The organism is Mucilaginibacter rubeus (assembly GCF_014643835.1).
Lineage (GTDB): Bacteria > Bacteroidota > Bacteroidia > Sphingobacteriales > Sphingobacteriaceae > Mucilaginibacter > Mucilaginibacter rubeus.
Genome location: NZ_BMKD01000001.1, coordinates 1533497 through 1556361, shown reverse-complemented (window position 1 = coordinate 1556361; position 22865 = coordinate 1533497). Strand labels below are relative to the sequence as shown.

At 41.2% G+C, this 22865-nt stretch carries 20 protein-coding genes; 12 read left to right on the top strand and 8 right to left on the bottom strand.

The genetic code is table 11. From position 1 onward, the window contains the following. Nucleotides 1–3 precede the first annotated feature (3 nt). The 3 genes from IEX80_RS06305 (at nt 4) to IEX80_RS06295 (ending at nt 2853) form a co-directional block, all read left to right on the top strand. Entirely contained in the window at nt 4–321 is a 318-nt protein-coding gene (locus IEX80_RS06305; protein ID WP_090526013.1) for a circadian clock KaiB family protein, read from the top strand. A gap of 2 nt (nt 322–323) precedes the next feature. Continuing rightward, a complete protein-coding gene (locus tag IEX80_RS06300; protein ID WP_090526012.1) occupies nt 324–1991 on the top strand; it encodes a PAS domain-containing sensor histidine kinase in 1668 nt (555 codons plus the stop codon). Nucleotides 1992–2076: 85 nt separating this feature from the next. Further along, nucleotides 2077–2853 carry an enoyl-CoA hydratase/isomerase family protein gene (locus IEX80_RS06295; RefSeq protein WP_188832352.1) on the top strand — a complete coding sequence of 259 codons (777 nt, stop codon included), beginning with the start codon at nt 2077–2079 and terminating at the stop codon, nt 2851–2853. A gap of 171 nt (nt 2854–3024) precedes the next feature. On the opposite strand, the gene IEX80_RS06290 is transcribed toward IEX80_RS06295, so the two are convergent. Further along, nucleotides 3025–3306, bottom strand: coding sequence for a hypothetical protein (locus tag IEX80_RS06290; protein ID WP_139159947.1), 282 nt, complete (start codon nt 3304–3306; stop codon nt 3025–3027). Between the two features lie 92 nt (nt 3307–3398). On the opposite strand from IEX80_RS06290, the gene IEX80_RS06285 reads away from it, so the two are divergent. Further along, nucleotides 3399–5084: a MutS-related protein gene (locus tag IEX80_RS06285; RefSeq protein WP_188832351.1), complete on the top strand. Its 1686-nt coding sequence runs from the start codon at nt 3399–3401 to the stop codon at nt 5082–5084. Nucleotides 5085–5107: 23 nt separating this feature from the next. Here IEX80_RS06285 and IEX80_RS06280 read toward each other — a convergent pair whose 3' ends face one another. Next, the gene (locus IEX80_RS06280) at nt 5108–5395 is read right to left on the bottom strand and encodes a chaperone modulator CbpM (protein ID WP_188832350.1); all 288 of its coding nucleotides are present in this window, start codon (nt 5393–5395) and stop codon (nt 5108–5110) included. Nucleotides 5396–5407: 12 nt separating this feature from the next. Continuing rightward, entirely contained in the window at nt 5408–6331 is a 924-nt protein-coding gene (locus tag IEX80_RS06275) for a DnaJ C-terminal domain-containing protein (protein WP_090526008.1), read from the bottom strand. 143 nt (nt 6332–6474) lie between these two features. Between IEX80_RS06275 and IEX80_RS06270 the strand changes: the two genes are divergently transcribed. After that, nucleotides 6475–7071: a hypothetical protein gene (locus tag IEX80_RS06270; protein WP_090526007.1), complete on the top strand. Its 597-nt coding sequence runs from the start codon at nt 6475–6477 to the stop codon at nt 7069–7071. A gap of 100 nt (nt 7072–7171) precedes the next feature. Beyond that, a complete protein-coding gene (locus tag IEX80_RS06265; RefSeq protein ID WP_188832349.1) occupies nt 7172–7684 on the top strand; it encodes a GNAT family N-acetyltransferase in 513 nt (170 codons plus the stop codon). A gap of 62 nt (nt 7685–7746) precedes the next feature. Here the strand turns inward: IEX80_RS06265 and IEX80_RS06260 are convergent, their stop codons facing one another. Beyond that, nucleotides 7747–8436 (bottom strand): HAD family hydrolase, encoded by a 690-nt coding sequence (locus IEX80_RS06260; protein WP_090526005.1) that lies wholly within the window; start codon nt 8434–8436, stop codon nt 7747–7749. A gap of 205 nt (nt 8437–8641) precedes the next feature. Here IEX80_RS06260 and IEX80_RS06255 point away from each other — a divergent pair, with 205 nt between their 5' ends. Then, nucleotides 8642–9001 carry a DUF1493 family protein gene (locus IEX80_RS06255; protein WP_112656909.1) on the top strand — a complete coding sequence of 120 codons (360 nt, stop codon included), beginning with the start codon at nt 8642–8644 and terminating at the stop codon, nt 8999–9001. Between the two features lie 106 nt (nt 9002–9107). Here IEX80_RS06255 and IEX80_RS06250 read toward each other — a convergent pair whose 3' ends face one another. Further along, nucleotides 9108–9329 (bottom strand): PspC domain-containing protein, encoded by a 222-nt coding sequence (locus IEX80_RS06250; protein WP_090526003.1) that lies wholly within the window; start codon nt 9327–9329, stop codon nt 9108–9110. A gap of 4 nt (nt 9330–9333) precedes the next feature. Then, on the bottom strand, nt 9334–10620 hold the full coding sequence (locus IEX80_RS06245; protein WP_188832348.1) for a DUF2851 family protein: 1287 nt from the start codon (nt 10618–10620) through the stop codon (nt 9334–9336). A 145-nt stretch (nt 10621–10765) separates the two neighbouring features. On the opposite strand from IEX80_RS06245, the gene IEX80_RS06240 reads away from it, so the two are divergent. The 3 genes from IEX80_RS06240 (at nt 10766) to IEX80_RS06230 (ending at nt 15851) form a co-directional block, all read left to right on the top strand. Next, nucleotides 10766–12076 (top strand): MFS transporter, encoded by a 1311-nt coding sequence (locus IEX80_RS06240; RefSeq protein WP_188832347.1) that lies wholly within the window; start codon nt 10766–10768, stop codon nt 12074–12076. A 161-nt stretch (nt 12077–12237) separates the two neighbouring features. Next, nucleotides 12238–13302, top strand: a complete 1065-nt coding sequence (locus IEX80_RS06235; RefSeq protein WP_188832346.1) for a M20 family metallo-hydrolase — start codon at nt 12238–12240, stop codon at nt 13300–13302. Between the two features lie 353 nt (nt 13303–13655). Then, nucleotides 13656–15851, top strand: a complete 2196-nt coding sequence (locus IEX80_RS06230; protein ID WP_188832345.1) for a carbohydrate binding family 9 domain-containing protein — start codon at nt 13656–13658, stop codon at nt 15849–15851. A gap of 68 nt (nt 15852–15919) precedes the next feature. Here IEX80_RS06230 and IEX80_RS06225 read toward each other — a convergent pair whose 3' ends face one another. Beyond that, nucleotides 15920–17611 carry a sensor histidine kinase gene (locus IEX80_RS06225; RefSeq protein ID WP_188832344.1) on the bottom strand — a complete coding sequence of 564 codons (1692 nt, stop codon included), beginning with the start codon at nt 17609–17611 and terminating at the stop codon, nt 15920–15922. A 356-nt stretch (nt 17612–17967) separates the two neighbouring features. Here IEX80_RS06225 and IEX80_RS06220 point away from each other — a divergent pair, with 356 nt between their 5' ends. Further along, nucleotides 17968–19821, top strand: coding sequence for a right-handed parallel beta-helix repeat-containing protein (locus tag IEX80_RS06220; RefSeq protein WP_188832343.1), 1854 nt, complete (start codon nt 17968–17970; stop codon nt 19819–19821). A 257-nt stretch (nt 19822–20078) separates the two neighbouring features. Here the strand turns inward: IEX80_RS06220 and dnaB are convergent, their stop codons facing one another. Then, nucleotides 20079–21644 carry a replicative DNA helicase gene (dnaB, locus tag IEX80_RS06215; protein ID WP_090525995.1) on the bottom strand — a complete coding sequence of 522 codons (1566 nt, stop codon included), beginning with the start codon at nt 21642–21644 and terminating at the stop codon, nt 20079–20081. A gap of 305 nt (nt 21645–21949) precedes the next feature. Here dnaB and rlmB point away from each other — a divergent pair, with 305 nt between their 5' ends. After that, entirely contained in the window at nt 21950–22720 is a 771-nt protein-coding gene (rlmB, locus tag IEX80_RS06210) for a 23S rRNA (guanosine(2251)-2'-O)-methyltransferase RlmB (protein WP_188832342.1), read from the top strand. Nucleotides 22721–22865 lie beyond the last annotated feature (145 nt).

The window sequence follows — 22865 nt, the reverse complement described above, 5'->3', positions numbered from 1 at the left end:
TAGATGACCGAGCAAAACCAGTTGCCTTTAGATCAGGGAGAAAGTCAATTTTTCCGATTGCGTTTATTTGTAATTGGAGCATCGCCCAATTCTGTCAGGGCAATAGCCAACTTGAAAATTATTTGTGAGCAGTACCTTAAGCCTAATTACGAGCTCGAGATAATTGATGTCTATCAGCAACCGCTCATTGCCAAGGAAGAACAGATCATAGCATTGCCTTTACTTATTAAAAAATCTCCCGGCGTCGAACGTAAGCTTATCGGAGATATGTCAAACACCGACAAAGTTTTAAAAGGGCTGGGAATACTTACAGAAAGCTAATTATGGAGCCGGACAAACTTACATATGAGCAGTTGCTTGCGGAAAACAATAAGCTTCGATATCAATTAGAAGAAGCTACCGACGTCATTTCTGCTATTCGTAATGGTCAGGTTGATGCTTTTATAGTTAAAGATGATGAAGGCCACCAGCTTTATACGTTGAAAACGGCCGATCAAACCTACCGCGTTTTCATTGAAAAAATGAACGAGGGAGCTGTTACGTTGAATAGCGATGGTACGATATTATATAGCAATTCGAGCTTTGCGGCTATGGTTAATGAACCCTTGGAAAAAGTGATCGGGCTGGATTTGAACACTTTTGTTGCCGAAGTTTCGGTGGAGAAGTATAAGCAGATAATCAGGGATGGCTGGAATGCCGATTGCAAGGGCGAGGTTTTATTATCAAATCGGGATGGTAAACTGACTCCCTGTTTATTATCATCTACCACGCTTGACCTTGATGAAGGAACGGCATTGAGTTTGATCCTGACCGATTTGACTGCTCAAAAGGAAACCGAATGGGAGCTGAAAATTAAAAATGATCAGCTTGAAGAAGCCCAGAATATTGCCGAGAGGCTGAATAATGATCTGGAAGATACTGTGAGGGAGCGTACCAATGATTTGCTTATCAGCAGGGAACATTTTAAGTTGCTGGCTAATAACATTACTCAAATGACCTGGACGAATTTGCCCGGTGGCGAAGTTGATTTTTATAATCAGCGCTGGTTTGATTATACGGGCAGGCGATATGGTGAAACAGCAGGCTGGGGCTGGCAACAGATCGTACACCCAGATGATCTGCAAAAAACAATGAGTGCTTACCTCGAATCTTTGCAAAGCGGGAGTGTTTATGAATTGGAAAACAGGTACCTCCGCTGGGATAATACTTATCGCTGGCACCTTAACCGCGCAGTGCCGTTAAGAGATGATAACGGGGAAATCCTTTTTTGGGTAGGTACCGCGACCGACATTGAGGAACAGAAAAAGCAGCTTGATTTGAAGGATGAGTTTATTGGTGTGGCCAGCCATGAACTTAAAACACCTTTAACCAGCCTGAAAGGTTATTTACAGCTTATTTTGGCCTATAAAAAGGAGGAAGTACCATCAATAGTAAAACAATATATTGAAAAGGCCGGCACTGCTTTAAATAAGCTTCAGCGTTTGGTTAACGATTTGCTTGATGTAAGCAAAATTCATGCGGGAGGCCTTGAATATGCCATGGCGAAAGTAAACCTTCGTGAACTGGTAGCGTCAACTTTAGAAAATGCTATCCACCTTTATCCCGAATTTAATTTTATCAATAAATCGGAAAATGATTTTTTTATAGATGGAAATGCTGGCCGGCTGGAGCAGGTACTGGTAAATTTCATTAACAACTCTGTAAAATATTCAACCGGGAATAAAAATATCATTATTGAAACCCGGAATATAAACGGTAAGGTGCGTGTATCAGTAACAGACTTTGGCATCGGATTGTCTGCCGCGCAAATCGAGCATATTTTTGAGCGGTTTTATCGTGTCGAAGATAAAAAATTTATGACGAGCGGCCTTGGTATGGGGCTTTATATCTCGGCTGAGATCATTAATAATCATAACGGCGATATAGGGGTAGAAAGTGAGCTTGGTGCAGGCGCTACTTTTTATTTTGAGCTGCCCTTGCTTGAAAAGTAAATGACTGTTTTTTAGGCTCAAAATTGCAGTTGACATAAATACTTCTGATATTGGTTGGAAAACCATCTGATATAAAAAATAAAATATGCCTGCCGAAAACGGAAATGTATCCATTGTAAATGAGCCTGATGGTGTAACTACCATTTGTTTTTATCATCCGGCACAAAACTCCCTGCCCTCGGCGCTATTAAAACAACTTGCCGATGCGGTATTCAGCGCCGGTAATGATCCGGAAACAAAAGTCATTGTTTTAAAAAGCACGGGCGATCGTACTTTTTGCGCGGGGGCAAGCTTTGACGAGCTGTTGCAAATTAAGGATAGGGAGACCGGCGCGTTATTTTTTGAAGGGTTTTCTAACGTGATTAGTGCCTGCCGCAAATGCCCTAAAATAATAATTGCGAGGGTACAGGGTAAAACAGTTGGAGGTGGGGTTGGCCTTGCCGCCGCTGCCGATTATAGCCTGGCCAGCGAGGCGGCATCAATAAAGTTAAGTGAGCTTACTATAGGTATTGGCCCCTTTGTGATAGCCCCCGCTGTGATCCGTAAAATAGGGTTATCAGCATTTTCACAGCTCACTATCAGCGCGTCAGATTTTCAAACTGCCCAATGGGCAAAGCAAAACGGCTTGTATAATGAGGTTTATGAAGATACTCCTAGTCTTGATGCGGCTGTATATGAGCTTACTCAAAAATTAGCTTCATATAACCCGGCAGCACTTACTGGCTTAAAACAGGTACTTTGGGAAGGCACTGCTGATTGGGATGAATTGCTTAAACAACGTGCGGCTATAAGTGGTGAGCTGGTTTTATCAGAATTTACGCAACGGGCATTACATTCTTTTTTTAAGGATAGAACCAAGTAATATTTGAGTAATAACTGCCTGTATTTTTACACAACCCTTAAAACCTCTCATTTTTAACGGGGGCTAATTTTGTGTACATCTAAATGGCATTGGTTAATGTATATGATCGTTTTATACTGGCATAGTTACATATTATAATAAAGCCTCCGGCAACCCGGAGGCTTTATTTTTTTACCAGTGCCTGCAATAACGATGAACACGATAGTGTCTTTGATAGTATACCGGCGCATCATAATATCTTGCTGCGTAATAGCGCGGACGACCATAATAAACAGGACGGTCATAATAAACGTCCCTGCCATAGTAAACAGGTGCTTCGTAATATCCACTTGTGTAAACTACCCTATGATAAGGACGGCCAAAATGCGCGCTGATACTTATGCTTTGAGCTTTTGCAAATTGAAATGAAAACATCATCACAAAAGCTATTATTGAAAATCGGATAAATTTCATGGTCGTAAATTTTAGTTAATACCTGAATTGTAATACATAATTATGACTGGCGATAGATAAGTTGGTTTAATTAAATTTTTATATTTTTAGATATGTATTACTTTGTTTTTTCTGCGATAGTTGTCTTTATCGTAATTGGAGTGCTTTATATTAAGTCGTATTATGATAAATTACGCTGGGCAAAAAAGCAGCTGATAAAAATTCAGGAGAAGTGGGGCAAACCGGTTAACGCCCGCCGAAACTTTGATTTAATAAAGATTTACCTGGATTCGGAAGATAGTAAAAACAAGCTTTCGGCTCAAACAGCCGACGACCTTGACCTGATAAGTGTTTTCAATTATATCGACAGAACAAACAGTAAGCCTGGTAAACAATACTTGTTTAATTTATTACATTGCTCTACAACCGAGCTTGATGTTTTGCATGACCTCGACAATGATATTGAGGATCTTAACATGGATATACCCGGCCGCGAATTGCTTGAAGTGGAATTGTCAAAACTTAACCACCCCGATGCTTATTTTATAGCCGATCTTTTTCTCAGGGCACATGAACCGGTATTTGCATCGGTAATTAATTTTTATATAAAGGTTTCACCTTTTCTGATCCTGGCTGCGTTATTATCGCTGATTGTTATTCCTAACATTTTTAGCTTTATCTTTTTGCTATTGTTGTTTGCGTACAACATTGTTATTTACTTCAGCAACCGCAAGGCTATTTCAGGGTATACCAAATCGTTACCGCAATTGCTGGTAATGTATAAAGTTGCAGTGGCGTTAGTTAAAAGTGGGAAATTTGGTCAGGTACCCGAGGTAAAGCGTTCCCTTACCAGCCTACGAGGTTTAAAACGAGCACTTAAGTTTGTAAATATAGAAAGCGGCTTCGTGAATGGTAAAAGTGATATTGCTTACGCAGCCTTCCATTTATTTAAACTGCTTTTTGTGATTGAGCCCAATACTTATACATCATCATTAAAACAAGTAAGTAAATACCGTGAGGACATTAAAGAAGTGTATAAATTTATTGGCCGGGCCGATACGCTGATAGCCATACAATCAATACGTGACGGTATTCCTTTTTATTCAAAACCCGCGTTTACGGGTGTTGATGGCAAAATAGAGATTACCGAACTATTTCACCCATTAGTAGCTAACTGTGTAACCAACTCCCTTTATACAACTGATGCAGACAGGGGCGCATTGATCACAGGGTCAAACATGTCTGGCAAAACTACATTTATTAAAGCGCTGGCATTAAATACGCTGCTATCGCAAACTATATTTACAAGTTGTGCAAAGGCCTATAAGGCTCCTTTTCTCAAAATACAAACCAGCATCAAAACCAGCGATAACATTGATGAACACAAGAGTTATTTTCAGGCACAGGCCTTAGCTATTTTAGATATCATTGATAACAGTTCTCAGAAAGAGGATATAAAAAGCCTTGTGATCATCGATGAGATTTTCAGGGGTACCAATACCATCGAACGTATAGCGGCGGCTAAGTCTGTGCTTTCGTACATTACCGCTAACCAAAATTTTGTTTTTGTATCAACCCATGACCTTGAACTGGCCGAACTGCTCGACGAAGATTTTGTTGTATATTCCTTTTCAGAATCAAAAGACGGGCGCATGCTGGTATTTGACTATATCCTGAAGCAGGGCCTGCTTAAAAACACTAACGGAATCGCCATACTCAAATCCATGGGATATCCAGAACCTGTTATCGATGAAGCAAATATTGTAAGCGAGCGGATGATGAATAAATATTTGGTTTAAGCATTCCTGAAAAAAAAGCTTTCTTATTCATATAAGCTCAACCTGTTTTTTAAATACCGCATATCTTCCTGTAATTTTTCAACCCGGTCAAGCAAATGGGAGATAGCTTCAATGCCGGCTACGTTAATATCCAATTCGTACAAGCTCACCAGTTTTTCCAGCTTTTGAAGTTCAGTTTGAGGAATGAAGACGATTTCATTAATGGTGGTTACCTCAACCAGGCCTGCTTCATGTAAAGATGTGATGAACGTGTATTCAACATTATGATATACACAAAAATCGTTTGCTGCTATTAATTCTGCTGTTTTCATAATGTTTTTAATTTAGGCTGAGGATTTTGCCAGTTCTTCAAATAATTGTTTCTGCTTTTCGGTAAGGTTGGTAGGGGTTTGGATATCATAGGTCAGGTACAGATCGCCAAATTCATTCTCTTTTTTATAAACGGGCATACCTTTGCCTTTGAGTTTTACTTTAGTGCCGTTTTGAGTTTCAGGTTTTACTTTCACTTTAACTTTGCCGTTTAATGTATCGGCAGTTATTTCTCCACCTAAAACTGCAGTGTACAGGTCAAGTTTCAACGTGGTGTACAAATTATTACCATCACGCTTAAAATTTGCATCAGGTGCAACATTAAACTGAATATACAGATCTCCGGCGGGGCCGCCGTTTACACCCGGGGCGCCATGCCCGGCTATTTTGATAGTTTGCCCGTTTTCAATACCTGCGGGTATAGTTATCCGGATGTTTTTGCCATTGACAGTCAACGTTTGCTTATGTGTTTCAAGAACGTCTCGAAGGTTTAAACTTAACGAGGCGTTATAGTCCTGCCCGCGGTATTTTGCCTGCCTGCCGCTACGCGCGCCTCCTGCACCGCCGAACATCGATTGAAAGAAATCTGAAAAATCGTCACTTCCAAACCCTTCGGCGCTACCAAATCCTTCGGCTCCGTTAAAGCCCCCATAGCCACCAAAACCTCCTTGTGCACCGGCCTGTTGGCGCGCCTGTTGTTCGTATGCTTCGCCATGCTGCCAGTTTTCGCCATATTTGTCGTACTTCTTTCGCTTTTCCGGGTCACTTAATACTTCATTTGCTTCGTTTAGCTGCTGGAATTTTTTGTGGGCATCTTCGTCATTAGGGTTAAGATCGGGGTGATATTTGCGGGCCAGTTTACGGTAAGCATTTTTAATATCCTTTTCGGATGCATTTTTGTCGAGCTCTAATACTTTGTAATAATCTATAAAAGCCATGGCGGGGTTTAATATAAACAGATGTGTTATTAACTACTAAATATACAGCTTGGTTTTAAAACTTATGGCTTTTTTAATGTCATTTGATATAAGTGTAACCTACGATAGCATGTTACGGTCATAGCTGGTAAATCTTTTAAATTATGAAAGCCGAAATTGATTTCCAGCAACAAATATTGCCTGGCTTGTGCCTTATTACAGCACCATTGCTGTTTTGCATATCAACATTTTTTTGGGTAGATGGACAATACGGGGTAACGGCCGCAACGCTGATCTGCCTGTCAACAGTATTTTGGATCCCGGCTTTGTATGGGTTATTTGGCTTGTTAAAGCACAACATGCCGTTTTATTCAGCGATAGGTTTGTTGATAGCGATTTATGGATGCTGTATGGGTGGGATAGGGTTTGGCATGTTGGGATATTTATCAACTATATTTAAAATTTCTCATCATAATTATCTCGGTGTTTTACAGCAATATCCCGTCAGTTCGGGTTTGTTGCTTTTTTGGGCAGGCCCGTTGTTCCCGTTAAGTCTATTGGTGTTAGCTATAAACCTTGTCCGTAAAAAAGCAGTACCTGTTTGGCTTGGTTTGCTGGTAGGCCTTGCAGCTGTAGCTTTCCCGGTAAGCCGGATTTTAAGGATCTTATTGTTAGCCCATGTGGCCGATGTATTATTGTTATTGCCTTTAACGATTATCGGGATAGGCTTTGTGAAGCGCCGAAAGGTTGCTGATTTATGAATTAAGCAGAATTAATTAAGGTACAAACTTCAAAATGGTAATTTGAGGCCTTTTATTTAGAACGTACAACCATTACCTTTGGCATTCTTAAATTAATCATATGCCTGTAATAACCCAAGCTACACTTACCGACGTACCCGAACTTAATGTTTTAGTAAACAGCGCTTACCGTGGTGAAAGCTCCAAACGGGGTTGGACAACTGAGGCCGACTTAATTGGTGGTGCCCGCATTGATGAACAAACTCTTGCAGGGTATATGAATAATGAAAATATTATCATTTTAAAGCATACTGATGAGGATGGCAATATTACGGGTACTGTTTATCTTGAAGTCAGAACTCCAAAGTTGTATGTTGGCATGTTTAGTGTGTCGCCACTATTGCAGAATAAAGGTGTGGGCCGCGCACTGATAGAAGAAGCAGAAGTTTACGCGCGTAAGCATAACTGCAATACTTTAGCTATGACAGTAATCAGCATCCGTTCCGAACTGATAAGCTGGTATGAGCGCCGCGGCTACAAACCAACCGGCGAAATCCAGCCTTTTCATGCGCATGGCCGTTTTGGTGACGCCAAACAGCATATTGAGCTAATTGTAATGGAGAAGAGCGTTTAAGTCCTAAGTTCTAAGTCTTGAGTCAAAAGTTAAATTGGTATAATCGACTTAGGACTCAAGACTTAGAACTTCACAAATTCCAATACTTCACTGATCTTATGCACATGTTTGAAGTTTTCGTGTGTTAAAACGGTTTCTACGTGTTCGTGCGCCCAGGTTGTATGATAGGGTACGTGAACAGCATGCCCGCCAATGTTGATCACGGGCATTACATCTGATTTTAAGGAATTGCCGATCATCATAAACTCATCGGGATTGATGTCAAGGTGTTTGATCAGCTTGATATAATCATCCTCCTTTTTATCACTCATAATTTCGATATGGTGAAAGTAATGTGCCAGCCCTGATTTTTTGAGCTTCCGCTCCTGGTCAAGCAGATCGCCTTTGGTGGCTACCACCAGCCTGTAATGATCTTTTAATGAGGATAAAACATGTTCTACCTCGTTCAGTAACTCTATCGGTTGGTTGAGCATGTCCTTACCATATTGTAATATGGTTTCCACTACATCAACACTGATATTTTTTTCAGAAATGCTTAACGCAGCCTCTATCATGCTGAGGATATAGCCTTTTATCCCGTAGCCATAAAGTGGGAGGTTATCAACCTCAACTTTAAAAAGCTCTTTGGAAATGGTGTGTTGTGGCGAAAAATTTTCGAGCAGACTGCAAAACCTTTCTTCGGTGGCTTGAAAGTAAGGTTCATTTACCCAAAGGGTGTCGTCGGCATCAAAGGCAATTACTTTTAGGTTCATTTGAAGTATCTGGTTTACCTGGTGCAATAATAATACATCAGGTTGATTTTAGTAGCATAAAGCTCCATTGTACAGCAATAAATATTTAACATTTATTAACTATCAGGTTCAATTTAAACGATTTAAAAATAAAGTAAATTTGTATGCAACCTTATTTAAAAAGCTACGTCTCATAACTTAAATGGTCAAATTAACATTCGTTTAAATGGAAGAGATACTGCCACCCTTAAAAGAATTTATAGTTGATTATTGCAACAGGTATAAGATCCATAAGGTTGATCCGCGTAGCCTGAACCTCGATACCAGTATCGATCTTGATCTGGATATTTTTGACATTGAGATAGACCTTTTTCTTGCTGATTTTGCCGAACAGTTCAATATAGATCCATCTAAATTCAGTTGGTATAAATATGGCTATCCCAAAGGCTCAACCCGGGTAAAAGTTATTAAACTGATGTTTGGCTACAATACTACATGGGTTAAACAACTGGCCCAATATTGCTATACTCCCAAATTTAAGGTGCGCAACTTACAAGATGCTGTAAAAACTGGCAAATTGGTTTAATGAGAAGATGTGCTTTCACTAATCAAAATCGGTGAAAGCAGGGAATAATCGGTGAAATCTCCCAATAAAAATAAGCGAAATCAACGTAATCAGAAATGATCAGCGGTTAAAGATCAGTAACCCCGGTATGCTTGCGTTTAATGAAGTTCCGGATATCCAATACAACACCCGCAAAAAAATAAAATATAAGCGGGAAGCCTACCGCCAGGAATGAGGAGTAGATAAAGAAAAGCCTGATCTTGGAGATCGAGATATTAAAGCGTTCGCCAAGGTAGGTGCATACACCAAAAGAGTACCGTTCAAAAAAAGTAAGTATCCGCTGTAGCATGGTGTCAGGCCAGTTTTAGTATCTTATTACCAACGCCGCATTGCAGGCATTTCTTATAATTGCAGTAATTATTTTTTAACTCAAGCAATGCCTGTGATTCAAACGCAGTTTCAATTTTCACTCCTAAGTTAACAAAATCAGCAATAATATTGTTTTTTTCGGCCGGTAAATTTTCTAACAATTTAAGACTACGGCTAATATAATGTTGCTGCTGATGCTGCTTGCCGTAACTAAACAGGAACAAGGTCACTGCATTGAGCAGCAAAATATCAACAGAACCATCGCCCATATTTTTTGATGACGGCTTGGATTGCACATCAAACCGGTAATGGTCCTCCCAGTAATCGTTTACTTTGATCTCTGTAAATAAACTACGCAGTGCTTTTACCTCTTTAATCTCTAATATTTTAGATAACAGGTGGTTTGACTGTACGATAAGCGCGGCAAATTGCGCCAGCCTGATGGTTGGAAAGTTTTGGGGCCTTAGCCGCATAAACTTCCACAGGTGGCTTTCTATAGGTTTAAGGTTGTATTTTTTACGCAGATATTCATACTCCTTTTGAAGTTTGAGGGGATAATCATCTTTAAATTCACCCTCTAAAAAGCCTGCCTGCCCAAATATCAAGGCTTCAATTTGCATCGGGCTGTTTTTGTTTTTGGCAAGGATAAGCTGAGGCAGCGATTTAGCCATCAGCTCAAACGGTAGGGCGTTTACTTTAAAACCAAAGTTTGCCGCTAAAAACTGGTAAAAAGTTTCCTCCCAATCGCCTTTATTAAGTGCCAGAGCCGCTGCCACATTTGCCGATCGTTTTTCCATCCGCTCAACCAGCACGCGGGTAAGCCAGTTTTGCATGGTGAGGGCATCCACTGTAGCGATGCCGTTTTCGCAGGGTATAAAACTCTGGTTACCGAAAACCAGCTTATGATATTTGTTATAAAGCTCTTCACTAATACGGCTTTGCAGTTCAAGTGTTGGAACTTTGCGCCCGTTTGGTAAAAACAACTGTATATCGTTACGATAAACCACATGTAATATCACATTATCATAAGCGCCATCATTAGTATGGCCATGCTTTTGCCAGTCGGACGCGGAAAGATGCACTTCTACATTACCTGCCCAAACAGTCTCGCCAATACGGATCCTCGCATTATGAAAATCGGGACCTGAATCTGAATTGTGCAGCCCTGCCGAAAAGATCTCCAGTTCCTCACCATCTATAGTTTGAAGGTTTTCGCGCTCAAAAAGCCTGAATTTCCAGATGTAATGCAAAAAATCTTCGGTGAAAAGCATGGTTGTGGTTTGGGTGAATGGTTGAGCGTATTAGATTAGGTTGAATAAGTTTTTATTAAAGCAAATATGCCGGTTATTATATTGGTATTGCGCCTCTATTTTAAAATTCCTAATATTACGGAAACCAACAATATCTGCCAAACCTATGAATGAAATAAAATCACCAATACCCCAAACCACGGGCGGACGCATCAAGTCCATCATCGGCGGATCGCTGGGAAATTTGGTTGAATGGTATGATTGGTATGCTTACACTGCCTTTTCCCTTTATTTTTCAGATGCTTTTTTTCCTTCAGATAATCAAACCGTACAGCTTTTAAACGCAGCCGGTATTTTTGCCATCGGCTTTTTAATGCGCCCTATAGGCGGTTGGGTAATGGGGACCTTTGCGGATAAGCGCGGCCGTAAAACTGCGCTTACATTTTCTGTATTGCTTATGAGCGTTGGTTCATTGATCATTGCTATAACACCTGGCTACAAAACCATCGGAGTTGCTGCACCTATACTGCTGGTGTTGGCCCGCATTATCCAGGGCCTGAGTGTAGGAGGGGAGTATGGAACCAGCGCCACTTACCTGAGTGAAATGGCTACAAAAAAGCACCGTGGTTTTTACTCAAGCTTTCAATATGTAACGCTCATTATGGGGCAATTACTGGCATTGGGTGTTTTGGTTTTGCTGCAAAGAGCGTTTTTATCTGAAAAACAATTGCATGACTGGGGTTGGCGCATTCCGTTTGGAATCGGGGCAATACTGGCTGTCACCACTATGTATTTAAGGCGAAGCTTACAGGAATCGGCATCGTTTGATAAAGAAAGTAAAAAAGCTGATGCCCTGAATGGCACTATAAAAGCTTTAGCAAAGCACCCTAAAGCTGTTTTTACGGTAATTGGATTAACCATTGGCGGTACACTGTCGTTTTACACCTTTACCACCTATATGCAAAAGTTTTTAGTTAATACGTCCGGCTTCAGTAAGAGCGCCGCTACGCTCATCTCAACCTTAACATTAGCTGTATTTATGGTGATACAACCTTTATTTGGCTTACTGTCGGATAAAGTTGGCCGGAAACCATTATTAATTGGTTTCGGCATATTGGGTACGCTTTGTACAATTCCTATCATGACATTGCTAAGCCATACTAAAGATGTATGGGTTGCATTCGCGCTGATCCTTTGCGCGCTGGTCATTGTAAGCGGCTATACCTCGATCAATGCTGTTGTTAAGGCCGAACTTTTTCCGGCCAATGTGCGCGCCCTGGGCGTAGGTTTTCCTTATGCAATAGCCGTATCCCTGTTTGGCGGCACTGCCGAATATATTGCCCTGTGGTTCAAAAATGAACATCATGCGCAATGGTTTTATTGGTATGTAACTGTTTGTATCGGGCTATCGTTGGTTTTATATATCACCATGAATGATACCCGCAAACATTCAAAAATGGAAGATGAGCAGATTTGAAAATGTGCAGATTACAAATGATATGTAATGTTTGCGTTAGGTGAATATTAAGTTACTTGTAAATCTATTAAAGTGACTTAATGTTCAGGAAATGTATTTCATCCACATAAATAAAAAGTGTTAATTTTGCCCGTTCATTACAAGGGATAACCCTTAAATTTATGACTGACACAAGCAATTTATTTCAACTGGCGGTAACATTACTGCAACAACTAATATCCATTCCATCGTTTAGTAAAGAGGAAGACCGCACCGCCGATCTGATCAACGAATTCCTGCAGTCGCATGGGGTAACCACTCATCGTAAGCTTAACAATATCTGGGCCTGGAATAAACATTTCGACCCGGCTAAAGAAACTATCCTCCTTAACTCACATCATGATACCGTTAAACCCAATTCGGGCTATACACGCGATCCTTACGATGCCAAAATTGAAGATGGTAAATTATATGGCCTTGGTAGTAATGATGCCGGAGGCTGTCTTGTTTCACTTATAGCGGTATTTCTTTATTTTCATGATAAGGGAAACCTGAAATATAATTTCTGCCTGGCGACTACCGCTGAAGAAGAAATTTCAGGCGTAAATGGTCTAGAACTGATTATTCCCGATTTGGGGCAACTATCTTTTGGTATAGTAGGTGAGCCAACCCTGATGCAGTTGGCAATTGCCGAACGGGGTTTAATGGTGTTGGATTGTACCGCTCATGGGCGTGCCGGCCATGCCGCCCGCGAAGAAGGGGAGAACGCTATCTACAAAGCGTTAACAGATATTGAATGGTTCCGTACTTTTAAATTTCCGAAAGAATCAGAAGTTTTTGGACCGATAAAAATGTCGGTGACTATTATTAATGCCGGCTCACAACACAACGTTGTGCCTGCCAACTGCGTGTATACTGTTGACGTGCGTGTAACCGATGCTTATCGTAATGAGGAAGTACTGGAGATTATCCGTGAGCATGTTGCCAGCGATGTAAAACCGCGTTCTATCAGGTTAAAACCATCATCTATCCCTAAGGAACATCCCATAGTTCAGGCTGGCGTAGCTCTTGGCCGTATCACCTATGGCTCACCGACAACATCCGATCAATCATTGCTGGATATCCCGTCCATTAAAGTTGGCCCCGGCGATTCCGCACGTTCACATACTGCCGATGAGTTTGTTTATGTAGATGAGATCAGGGAAGGCATTGAGTTGTATATTAAGATGTTGGAAAGTATTAATTAACATTTTAAAAATAAAAAGTTACCCATAATTCTGTTGCAGAATCCAGACTTAAGAACTTTTCAAACTTCGTAAGTCTGGATTCTTCGGCTTTGTTATTGCCTTTCAAAGCCCGCAGGATTTCAAACATATGATAACGGGTAACCAACAGCCCGCTTAACCAATCGGTTAAGCGGGCTGTTGGTTATAAGATTAACTCTACTTTATACGAATTGTGCGTAATGTACTGATTGTCAGATATGTAATTGTTTGTGTAGAACCCAGGCCGTAAATTATATGATACAAGGCGTTGATTTTTACTAAAAAAATGTAGTTTTAAAATTCGTGAACCAATAAGTTTATATACCCTTATCTTAATGCCCTTAAAACGCTACTGCTGGCTTTCGGCAAAAACATTCTTGCTCATCATCTTATGCTGTATAACCTCCTTTTATGCATCGGCTCAAAAAAAGAACGCGGGGTATAAGTACCATATCCGCAGGGCTGCTTCGGCTATTAATATAGACGGAGTGATGAATGAGCAAGCCTGGATGCAGGCTGATTCGGCGGGAGATTTTTTCATGGTGCTGCCGATGGATACCAGCAAGGCTACTGTTAAAACCGAGGTGCGGATGACCTACGATGATAAAAACCTGTACATCATAGCTATCAATTATAATTCGGTACCGGGGCCTTACATGGTTGAATCGTTAAAACGTGATTTCAGTTTTGTAAAAAATGATAACTTCCTGATTTTCATGGATCCATTTGATGCCCGCACCGATGGCTTTAGTTTTGGTGCCAACGCGGCGGGAGGGCAGTGGGACGGCAGCATGTATGAAGGCGGCAAGGTTGACCTGAGCTGGGATAACCGCTGGTATTCGGCAGTAAAAAATTATCCTGATAAATGGGTTTGGGAAGCATCCATCCCATTTAAGAGTATCCGTTATAAAAAAGGCATAAAGGAATGGGGGATCAACTTTAGCCGTAATGATCTCAAGACTGCCGAAAAATCAAGCTGGACACCCATCCCACGGCAATTCCCTACAGCTTCATTGGCTTATACCGGCACACTTGTTTGGGACGAAGCGCCCCCAACAGCCAGCAGCAACGTATCTATAATCCCATACGCGCTTACGGGTTTATCTAAAGATTATCAGCATAATACCAAAACCGAATATAAACATGAAATAGGAGGGGACGCCAAGATCTCCGTTACACCAGCCCTTAACCTCGATTTAACAGTCAATCCCGATTTTTCGCAGGTTGATGTTGATCAACAGGTGATCAACATCAACAGATACGAACTTTTCTTCCCCGAAAAACGGCAATTCTTTTTAGAAAACGGTGACCTGTTTGCCAACTTTGGTTACTCTGATATTCGCCCTTTTTTTTCAAGGCGGATAGGCCTCAACGTACCGATTGATTTTGGAGCAAGATTGACCGGCAAATTAGATAAGGACTGGCGTATTGGCGCTATGGATATTCAAACAGGCGGCTCGGGCAGCGCCCAGCAGGCTTCTGAAAATTATGGCATCATTACCCTGCAAAGACGGATCCTTGATCGCTCAAACATCGCTTTCCTGTTTGTAAATAAGGACGCTACTGCCAATATTCCCGGCACCAATACCGGTTCAACTGCCTATAACCGTAATATAGGCGCAGAGTTTAACCTTGCCTCGCGCAGTAATATCTGGACAGGCAAAGTACTGGCCCTTAAATCATTTACGCCCGGCGTGAGCGGGCATGATTACGTGGTATCCGATCATTTCCAATACCTGAGCAAATACTGGACGCTTTATATGCAGGAGGAGTACGTAGGTAAAAATTACAATGCCGAAGTAGGCTATGTTCCCCGTGTTGGTTATGTGAAGTTAAGCCCGCTGTTACTCCGTAATTTTTTTCCTAAGCAAGGTAATATTCTAAGCCATGGCATCCAGCTTACCTCTAATTATTTCTTCGATGAGTCGTTTCACCGTACTGATAATGAAAGTATCCTGTCATATTTGATCACATTCCGTAACCGGGCAACACTGTCGGTGTCCGGTATAAATGATTATGTGCGCCTTCTGAGGCCTTATGATCCAACTAATATCGGTAAAGGTTTATTACCTACCGGCTCTGAGCATAACTGGAACACTATTGATGTGCAGTTTGTATCGAAGCCGCAAAATGTGTTTACCTATTTGCTGGAAGCATCGCACGGTGGGTATTATGATAAGGGCGTACGCAATAGCGTTACAAGTTTAATAGGCTATCGTTTTCAACCTTATGTAAATATTGCTATCAATACCTCCTTCAATGATTTAAGGTTGCCGCAGCCATTTGGCCATAATACGTTCTGGCTGGTAGGGCCAAAAATTGATGTTACCTTCACCAATAGCTTGTATTTTACCACCTATATACAATATAATAAGCAGGTGGATAATATCAACATTAATACCCGCCTGCAATGGCGCTATAAGCCTGCGTCCGACCTGTTTATTGTTTACGGCGATAATACCACGCCATCACCGTATACAGTAAAAAACAGACAGTTAACGTTAAAATGGACGTACTGGTGTAACTTATAATTAGCTGGAGAATAAAGAGTTTTTAAGATTCTGGGTATATACGTCAATTTTAAGTAAAACGCCGGCAGTTAATCTATTTTATACTTTTCGTAAGGGATTTCAAAACTAAAAGTACTTCCTTTGCCCGCATCGCTTTTTACGGTGATATTACCTTTTTGCAATTCAATCAATTGTTTGCAAATGTATAAACCAAGACCTGTACCGGTATTTCCTTTTGCCGAATTGGTTTGGTAATATTTTGAAAACAGGTTAATCTGTTGTTCCTGGCTTATACCGGCTCCTGTATCGCTAATATCAACTGTTAGTCCGCCTTTGCTGTCGGATAATTTTAGCGCTGCTTTGATCTTTACGTTTCCTGTATCGGTATATTTGATAGCATTGCTAACAAGGTTTACGATAATCTGCTTTAACCTGAAACTATCACCCAAAACTTCAGCTTCCGGATCGCCTTCAAAATGATAATTTAATTCCAATTGTTTTTTATCAGCACTAAATGCCATGCTTTCAATTACTTCTTTTAACGTTTTATCCGGGCAAAAAGGATCATGATGGATCTTGAGTTCGCTGCTTTCCATTTTTGCGGCATCAAGGGTATCATTGAGCGTTTGCAGTAGCAAATCGGATGATGCCCGCACTGTTCCCAACATTTCTGATTGTTTTGGAGTGAGCGTCGTTCTGCTGAAAATGTATAAAAAACCATTTATAGATGTGAGCGGATTACGGATTTCATGGCTCATGTGCAGCAGCAGGTCCATTTTTTGACGCGCTATCATTACGGCCCGTTCGTTCTCCTTCAGCAAAAGCTCTTCAGATCGCCCCAGCTTAATAACAAACACAATCAACAACACTGCAAAAGCCAGAAGCAACAAAAGTGCAACAAGGTAAAGCCTGTTTAGCAAACGTGTTGTTTCCAGGTAACTGTTAAAGGCTAAACCCTTAAAGGCATCGGTCATGCTGTAATTTATATCCTTAATGGTACTAATTAACTGCTCCATTTTATGGGTAATGCGCATATTAAGGGCGATGAGCTGTCTTTGCGCTTCCTGTAATTTGTGGTTGCTTTGTTGTAATTGCCTGATTTTATTGAGATAGTTGGATTGATCTTTATTGCGGAGTTTTTGCGTAACCGAGTCGACATAAATTCGGGTCCGGTGGTTGATAACAACACCTCCCGAATTGGTTGCATAGGCGTTTTTGTTCTTTATGGCTTCTTTAATTCTTGCAAAAAAACCTTTTCGTTTTACCTGGCCGGGTTGGGTTAAGGTGTCGCTGCTGTTTTGTACCGTACGGCTACTTTTAACGGCAAGTTTATTTTGAACGGTCGCTGTGCTGTAATCTGAATAGGTTGTGAGCAGGGAATCAAAGTCGTGCCGGGCAGAAAGAAGATCGGCAGATAGTTTTACCTTTTGGTTGTGCCATGTATGAAGTTGAGAACGCTGTTCGGCATTTAGTTTGGTAGTGTCATGCTGCATGTTTAACAGGGTATCAATTTCAGCAAAAGCCAGTGAAAGTTTGGCCTGATAAGCCTGAGCCTTAGTAGCGTCGGCATCTACGAGTGAGGATTGAAATAAATCCTCGGCCTGGTGAAGTAAAAGCAGCGCCTGCTGGGGCCTGGAATTATTAAGGTCCATAAGGTGCGAGATCTGTGCCGTATGGGCTAATCTTTCTGTGATCTTGTCTCTTACAAAAAGGGCAGCGATAACTAAAATTATGGTAAAGGCTAAAAAAGCAAGCAGTATCTTTCTTGATAAAACGTTCATATAGTTATTTTCATCAGTGTTCCGGCTGGTGTCAATCTGAAATTGATACCGTCGTTGCTAATGGTTTTGAAGAACAATGATAATGATAAAAATAATATAATCACCGATGGACATCACGTTTGACTGTCAGTGCCTTTTGGTGCAGGGGTAAATATTTAACCTATATTTTAATGAATGATTTTCGCTTATGTTAAATGTATGGGATATTATATAAAAGAGGGATCGCTGTTTTAACCATAAGTTATGGAGTAAAGACAAGGTAATTTTTAAATGCTGGTTGTGGATGGCCAAAATTATAGATGTTAAGCGTAAATGTTATACCATATACGCCATATATTAGTAACCTGATATTTACCATGAGATATTTTACAATAAAATGCCTGTTACTTTTAAGTCCGTTTCTGATATGCAACGTATTAAAAGCTCAAAATAAACTTGTTGAATATTTAGCTCCATCCGGAAGAAGTGTTTCTCCGGGCAATCGAACCTATTATATCGATCCTGTTAAGGGCAATGATGGCAACACCGGGTTAACCAGTTTAAAGCCATGGAAAACATTTAAAGGTATCAACCGGCTTATTTTATCGCCGGGTGATGTTGTGGAAATACTATCGCCGGGAGGGTTTTTCGAAACGTTGTCAATTATGGCCCACGGAACGAAAGACAGGCCGGTAAAGATCTGGTTTGCCCCCGGGTGGTATGATTTTTTTCCGGACGGCGCTTACAAAGCCCAATTGCAGATTTCCAATACCAACGATGTTCCTTACGGATTAAAAGCAATTGCATTAATGCTTGATAGTAGCAGGTTTGTGGATATTGACGGTGCCGGCGCAACAGTAGGCCTTCGCGGAAAAATGATCGAAACATATATCAATAACAGTCATCATATTAAATTGAACGATTTGAGTTTTGATTACCAGCGTCCAACGGTTTCCGAGTTCAGTGTGGTAACAACCACATCAAAATATGCCGATGCTGCGGTTAACACCGAATACAAATTCAGTATTAAAGACAGTACATTAACATGGCTTGGAGAAGGCTGGAGTTATCAGCCCGGGTCATACTGGCAGGTGTATAACCATGCCACCAACGAATTATCGAGAATGGAAATCCCTCAGGAGGGGCTCCGCTATGAAGCCACAGGAGAGCATAGCCTGAGAATATTTTTCAAGAACAATCCGGGCTTTAAAAAAGGCTTAACCTATCAAAATCGTGATGTCACCCGTGATTGTGCCGGTTTTTTCATACAAAAAAGCAGCAATATCAATTTAAACAACATCCGTATTTACTTTATGCATGGCATGGGAATAGTAAGCCAGTTTAGCAAGAATCTAAGTTTCAATCATGTTGTAGTAAAGGCTAAAGATGGCCGCACGTGTGCTGCCTGGGCAGATATTCTGCATTTTTCGGGTTGTAGTGGCAAAATTGAAATTGGAGGCTCATACCTGTCGGCAGCAAATGACGATGCAATTAATGTGCATGGCACTTTTCTTAAAATAACAGAAAAACTTTCCTTAACTCAGGTCAAAGTAAGGTTCATGCATGATCAAACTTACGGATTTGATGCTTTTGCAGCTAATGACAGTATTGGTCTTGTTCACCCGGCGAACCTGCTTACTTATCAAAATAATAAGGTATCGAAAGTTGAGAAGCTTAATAACAGGGAATTTTTGCTAAATTTTAGCAACCCGATGCCCGATGATATGCAAACAGGAGATGTGGTGGAGAACATTACCGCCACGCCACGGGTATGGATCCATCACAATACCATTGAAAAGATCCCGACAAGGGGTATCCTGGTTACCACTCCCAGGAAAGTAGTAATTGAAAACAATATCATTAACCGGACCCACAACAGCGCAATCATGATCAATGACGATGCGTCAAGCTGGTATGAATCAGGAGCGGTAAAAGATGTTACTATTAAAAACAATACGTTTTATAAATGTGGAGGGCCGGTTATAGCCTTGTCACCGGAAAACAGAGTGAAATCAACAGCTCGGGTTCATTCCGGAATCCAGGTAATCCGTAATAAAATAACTTTAAAGGACGCTCAGTTTTTTGAGGCTTCAAGTACATCCGGAATTAAAGTTACAGGGAATAAAATAACCACAACTGGTAGTATTAAAAATATTGATCAGTTGATAAGTTTAAAAGACTGTCAGGACACCAGGGTTTATAACAATCAGCTAACAAAGCAAAAAGAGTAATTGGAAGATGAACAGGTGCCAACAGAATGGTAGTTTATTTGACAGCGAGTACCGGGTAGATTACTCCTCCAAACTTTGATGGAGCTTGTGCCAGTTTTGTGACTTTATAACCTAAGTGGATAAACTCGACCTCTAACTTTTGAAATGATATATATGCGGGTTTGTTTTCACTATTACAAACAAGAAAAGCTTTGCAATTGCAAAGCTTTTCTTGTTTGTATATCTTTTGACACTCTTCTTTTAGGGGAGCCGAGAGGCTAAAACGGAGGCTCATCATCTATGTCGTCCATTCTTGAAGGACGTATAATGAAGTTACTCTGCTTTTCAAAATCCTGTGAAGGGGCAAGGCCTGCGAAAGCGTTACCTGCCGGAGGAGGGAAGCCATCCATACCTTCTTCAAGATTTGCGAACTTAACATATTTGCCCACAAATTTAAGTCGAACAGTACCTGTTTCACCATTACGGTGCTTGGCTATGATTACCTCGCCTACGCCCTGGGTAGGGTTACCGTCCTCATCTTCGGTCAGGCCGTAATATTCGGGACGATAAAGGAACAATACCATGTCGGCGTCCTGCTCAATAGCGCCCGATTCACGTAAGTCTGAAAGCATTGGCCTTTTTGAGTTGCCCGGCCGGCTTTCAACCGCACGGCTTAACTGCGAAAGTGCGATAACCGGTACGTTGAGCTCCTTGGCAACCGACTTTAAAGCACGTGAAATACTGCTGATCTCTTGCTCACGGTTACCCCCGCCACCTTTGCCTTCAGCTTTGCCATGCATCAGCTGCAGGTAGTCGATAATGATAAGCTGGATATCATATTGCGATTTTAAACGACGACATTTTGCCCTGAACTCAAAGATGTTTAGGGCAGGTGTATCATCAATGATGAACGTTGCTTTTTCAAGCCTGCCAATTTTAGAGTGTACCTGCTGCCATTCCCATTCTTCAAGCGTGCCTTTACGGATTTTTTCCTGCTCAATTTCTGCTTCGCCGGCTATCAAACGGTTAACTAACTGTACAGACGACATCTCCAGCGAAAATACCACAACTGGCTTGTCAAAATCAACGGCTGCATTACGGGCACAGCTTAATACAAAAGCTGTTTTTCCCATCGCCGGACGTGCCGCAATGATCACCAGATCTGATTTTTGCCAGCCTGAGGTCATCCGGTCAAGGTTGGTAAAGCCAGAGGCAACACCTGTTAAGCCATCCTTTTTATCCTTCAGGGCTTCAATATCGCGCAGGGCCTCATGAACGAGATCGTCCATATTACGGGCATCTCGGCGTAAATTGCTCTGAGCTATTTCAAACAGATTTTTTTCGGCCATATCCAGCAGGTCAAATACATCGGCGGTATCCTCATATGCATTGTTGATCACCTCTGTAGAAATGCGGATCAGTTCGCGCTGGATAAATTTTTGAATGATAATGCGCGAATGGAATTCGATATTGGCGGCCGATGCAACGCGGCTTGTAAGTTCAGTGATATAGTAAGCACCGCCAACCATTTCAAGCTCGCCCAGCCTGCGCAATTCGGCAGTCACGGTAAGGATATCTACAGGCTGTGTTTTTTCAAACAAGATTTTTATTGCAGAAAAAATCTTTTGATGATTGGTTTGATAAAAAACTTCGGGTTTTAAAACATCTATAACAGATGAAAGGGCGTCTTTCTCCAGCATAAGGGCACCTAAAACGGCTTCCTCCAAATCAGTAGCCTGCGGCTGCAATTTTCCGCCTGCAATGAATGGCGTAGGATTTGGGATCCGGCTGCGGCGTTCAAAAGTATTCGGCTTGTTATACTGGTTGTTATTCTCAAAACTCATAAGGGTACAAAAATATACAAAAAATGCTTCGACAGGCAAAGGAAACACCTAACATAGTGTATCGGCATTTTAAAATAATCATACACAGGATGATAATTTTAAGGTTTTTAATAAACACCTCAATGTTGATAACTTTTTAACGAAATTTGGGCTGGTTGATTTTCAGCTAATTGAGCCAATGTTAATAAAGTTTTGAAGTGTTGATAGCATCTGCACTCAAACCTCGGTAAACCCAAAAGGGTTATCAGTTCAATAACGGCTTAATCAATTAATATAGCTACTTTTGCCAAAATTTAAATCATAAAATGGCATTTAATTCAAGGCCTCAGCGTGAAAGCAATCAAATGGTTTTTGGTATCAGGGCGGTAGTAGAAGCGATCCGTTCGGGTAAAGAGATTGAGGCGTTATTTATACAGCGAGGCATAAGCGGCGGCCTGATACAGGAGCTTAAAGAACTGATGAACGAATATCAGATAACTGCACAGCAGGTCCCGGTTGAAAAACTAAACCGCATTACCCAGAAAAATCACCAAGGAGTTATAGCTGTGATTTCGCCTATTGTTTATCAAAAGATAGAGAACATTATTCCGGAAATATTTGAGAGGGGGGAAACTCCATTAATTTTAGTTTTAGACAGCATTACTGATGTAAGGAACATGGGTGCCATTGCCCGTACTGCCGAATGTGCCGGTGTGCATGCCATCGTGATCCCAGCCAAAGGTTCGGCGCAGATAAATCCTGATGCCATTAAAACATCGGCCGGCGCATTATACAAAATCCCTGTTTGCCGGCATGATAATTTTATGCAAACTGTACGCTTCCTCCAGGAATCGGGCTTGCAACTGGTTTGTTGCACCGAAAAAACACAGGACAATATTTACACTCCGGATTATACCGTACCTACGGCCATCGTTATGGGATCGGAAGAAGACGGAATCCGTAACGAGATCATCCGGATCTCCGATCACCTGGCCAAGATTCCTATGTTCGGCGAAATTGAATCGTTGAATGTATCGGTATCAACCGGGGTGATTTTGTATGAGGCAGTGAGGCAGAGAACCCCCCCCGCCCCCTAAAGGGGGTGCTTACTTACGGCTGGTTTTTATCTGTCGTATTAAACTTAAAAGTATTTAAACAAGAAAAGCTTTGCCGTGGCAAAGCTTTTCTTGTTTAGCATTACAGCTAAAGAGTGATTGTAAGTAGGTACCCCCTTTAGGGGGC

Coding starts and splice junctions, on each gene's coding strand:
- IEX80_RS06305 (WP_090526013.1), top strand. CDS start 4: ATGACCGAGCAAAACCAGTTGCCTTTAGATCAGGGAGAAAGTCAATTT.
- IEX80_RS06300 (WP_090526012.1), top strand. CDS start 324: ATGGAGCCGGACAAACTTACATATGAGCAGTTGCTTGCGGAAAACAAT.
- IEX80_RS06295 (WP_188832352.1), top strand. CDS start 2,077: ATGCCTGCCGAAAACGGAAATGTATCCATTGTAAATGAGCCTGATGGT.
- IEX80_RS06290 (WP_139159947.1), bottom strand. CDS start 3,306: ATGAAATTTATCCGATTTTCAATAATAGCTTTTGTGATGATGTTTTCA.
- IEX80_RS06285 (WP_188832351.1), top strand. CDS start 3,399: ATGTATTACTTTGTTTTTTCTGCGATAGTTGTCTTTATCGTAATTGGA.
- IEX80_RS06280 (WP_188832350.1), bottom strand. CDS start 5,395: ATGAAAACAGCAGAATTAATAGCAGCAAACGATTTTTGTGTATATCAT.
- IEX80_RS06275 (WP_090526008.1), bottom strand. CDS start 6,331: ATGGCTTTTATAGATTATTACAAAGTATTAGAGCTCGACAAAAATGCA.
- IEX80_RS06270 (WP_090526007.1), top strand. CDS start 6,475: ATGAAAGCCGAAATTGATTTCCAGCAACAAATATTGCCTGGCTTGTGC.
- IEX80_RS06265 (WP_188832349.1), top strand. CDS start 7,172: ATGCCTGTAATAACCCAAGCTACACTTACCGACGTACCCGAACTTAAT.
- IEX80_RS06260 (WP_090526005.1), bottom strand. CDS start 8,436: ATGAACCTAAAAGTAATTGCCTTTGATGCCGACGACACCCTTTGGGTA.
- IEX80_RS06255 (WP_112656909.1), top strand. CDS start 8,642: ATGGAAGAGATACTGCCACCCTTAAAAGAATTTATAGTTGATTATTGC.
- IEX80_RS06250 (WP_090526003.1), bottom strand. CDS start 9,329: ATGCTACAGCGGATACTTACTTTTTTTGAACGGTACTCTTTTGGTGTA.
- IEX80_RS06245 (WP_188832348.1), bottom strand. CDS start 10,620: ATGCTTTTCACCGAAGATTTTTTGCATTACATCTGGAAATTCAGGCTT.
- IEX80_RS06240 (WP_188832347.1), top strand. CDS start 10,766: ATGAATGAAATAAAATCACCAATACCCCAAACCACGGGCGGACGCATC.
- IEX80_RS06235 (WP_188832346.1), top strand. CDS start 12,238: ATGACTGACACAAGCAATTTATTTCAACTGGCGGTAACATTACTGCAA.
- IEX80_RS06230 (WP_188832345.1), top strand. CDS start 13,656: ATGCCCTTAAAACGCTACTGCTGGCTTTCGGCAAAAACATTCTTGCTC.
- IEX80_RS06225 (WP_188832344.1), bottom strand. CDS start 17,611: ATGAACGTTTTATCAAGAAAGATACTGCTTGCTTTTTTAGCCTTTACC.
- IEX80_RS06220 (WP_188832343.1), top strand. CDS start 17,968: ATGAGATATTTTACAATAAAATGCCTGTTACTTTTAAGTCCGTTTCTG.
- dnaB (WP_090525995.1), bottom strand. CDS start 21,644: ATGAGTTTTGAGAATAACAACCAGTATAACAAGCCGAATACTTTTGAA.
- rlmB (WP_188832342.1), top strand. CDS start 21,950: ATGGCATTTAATTCAAGGCCTCAGCGTGAAAGCAATCAAATGGTTTTT.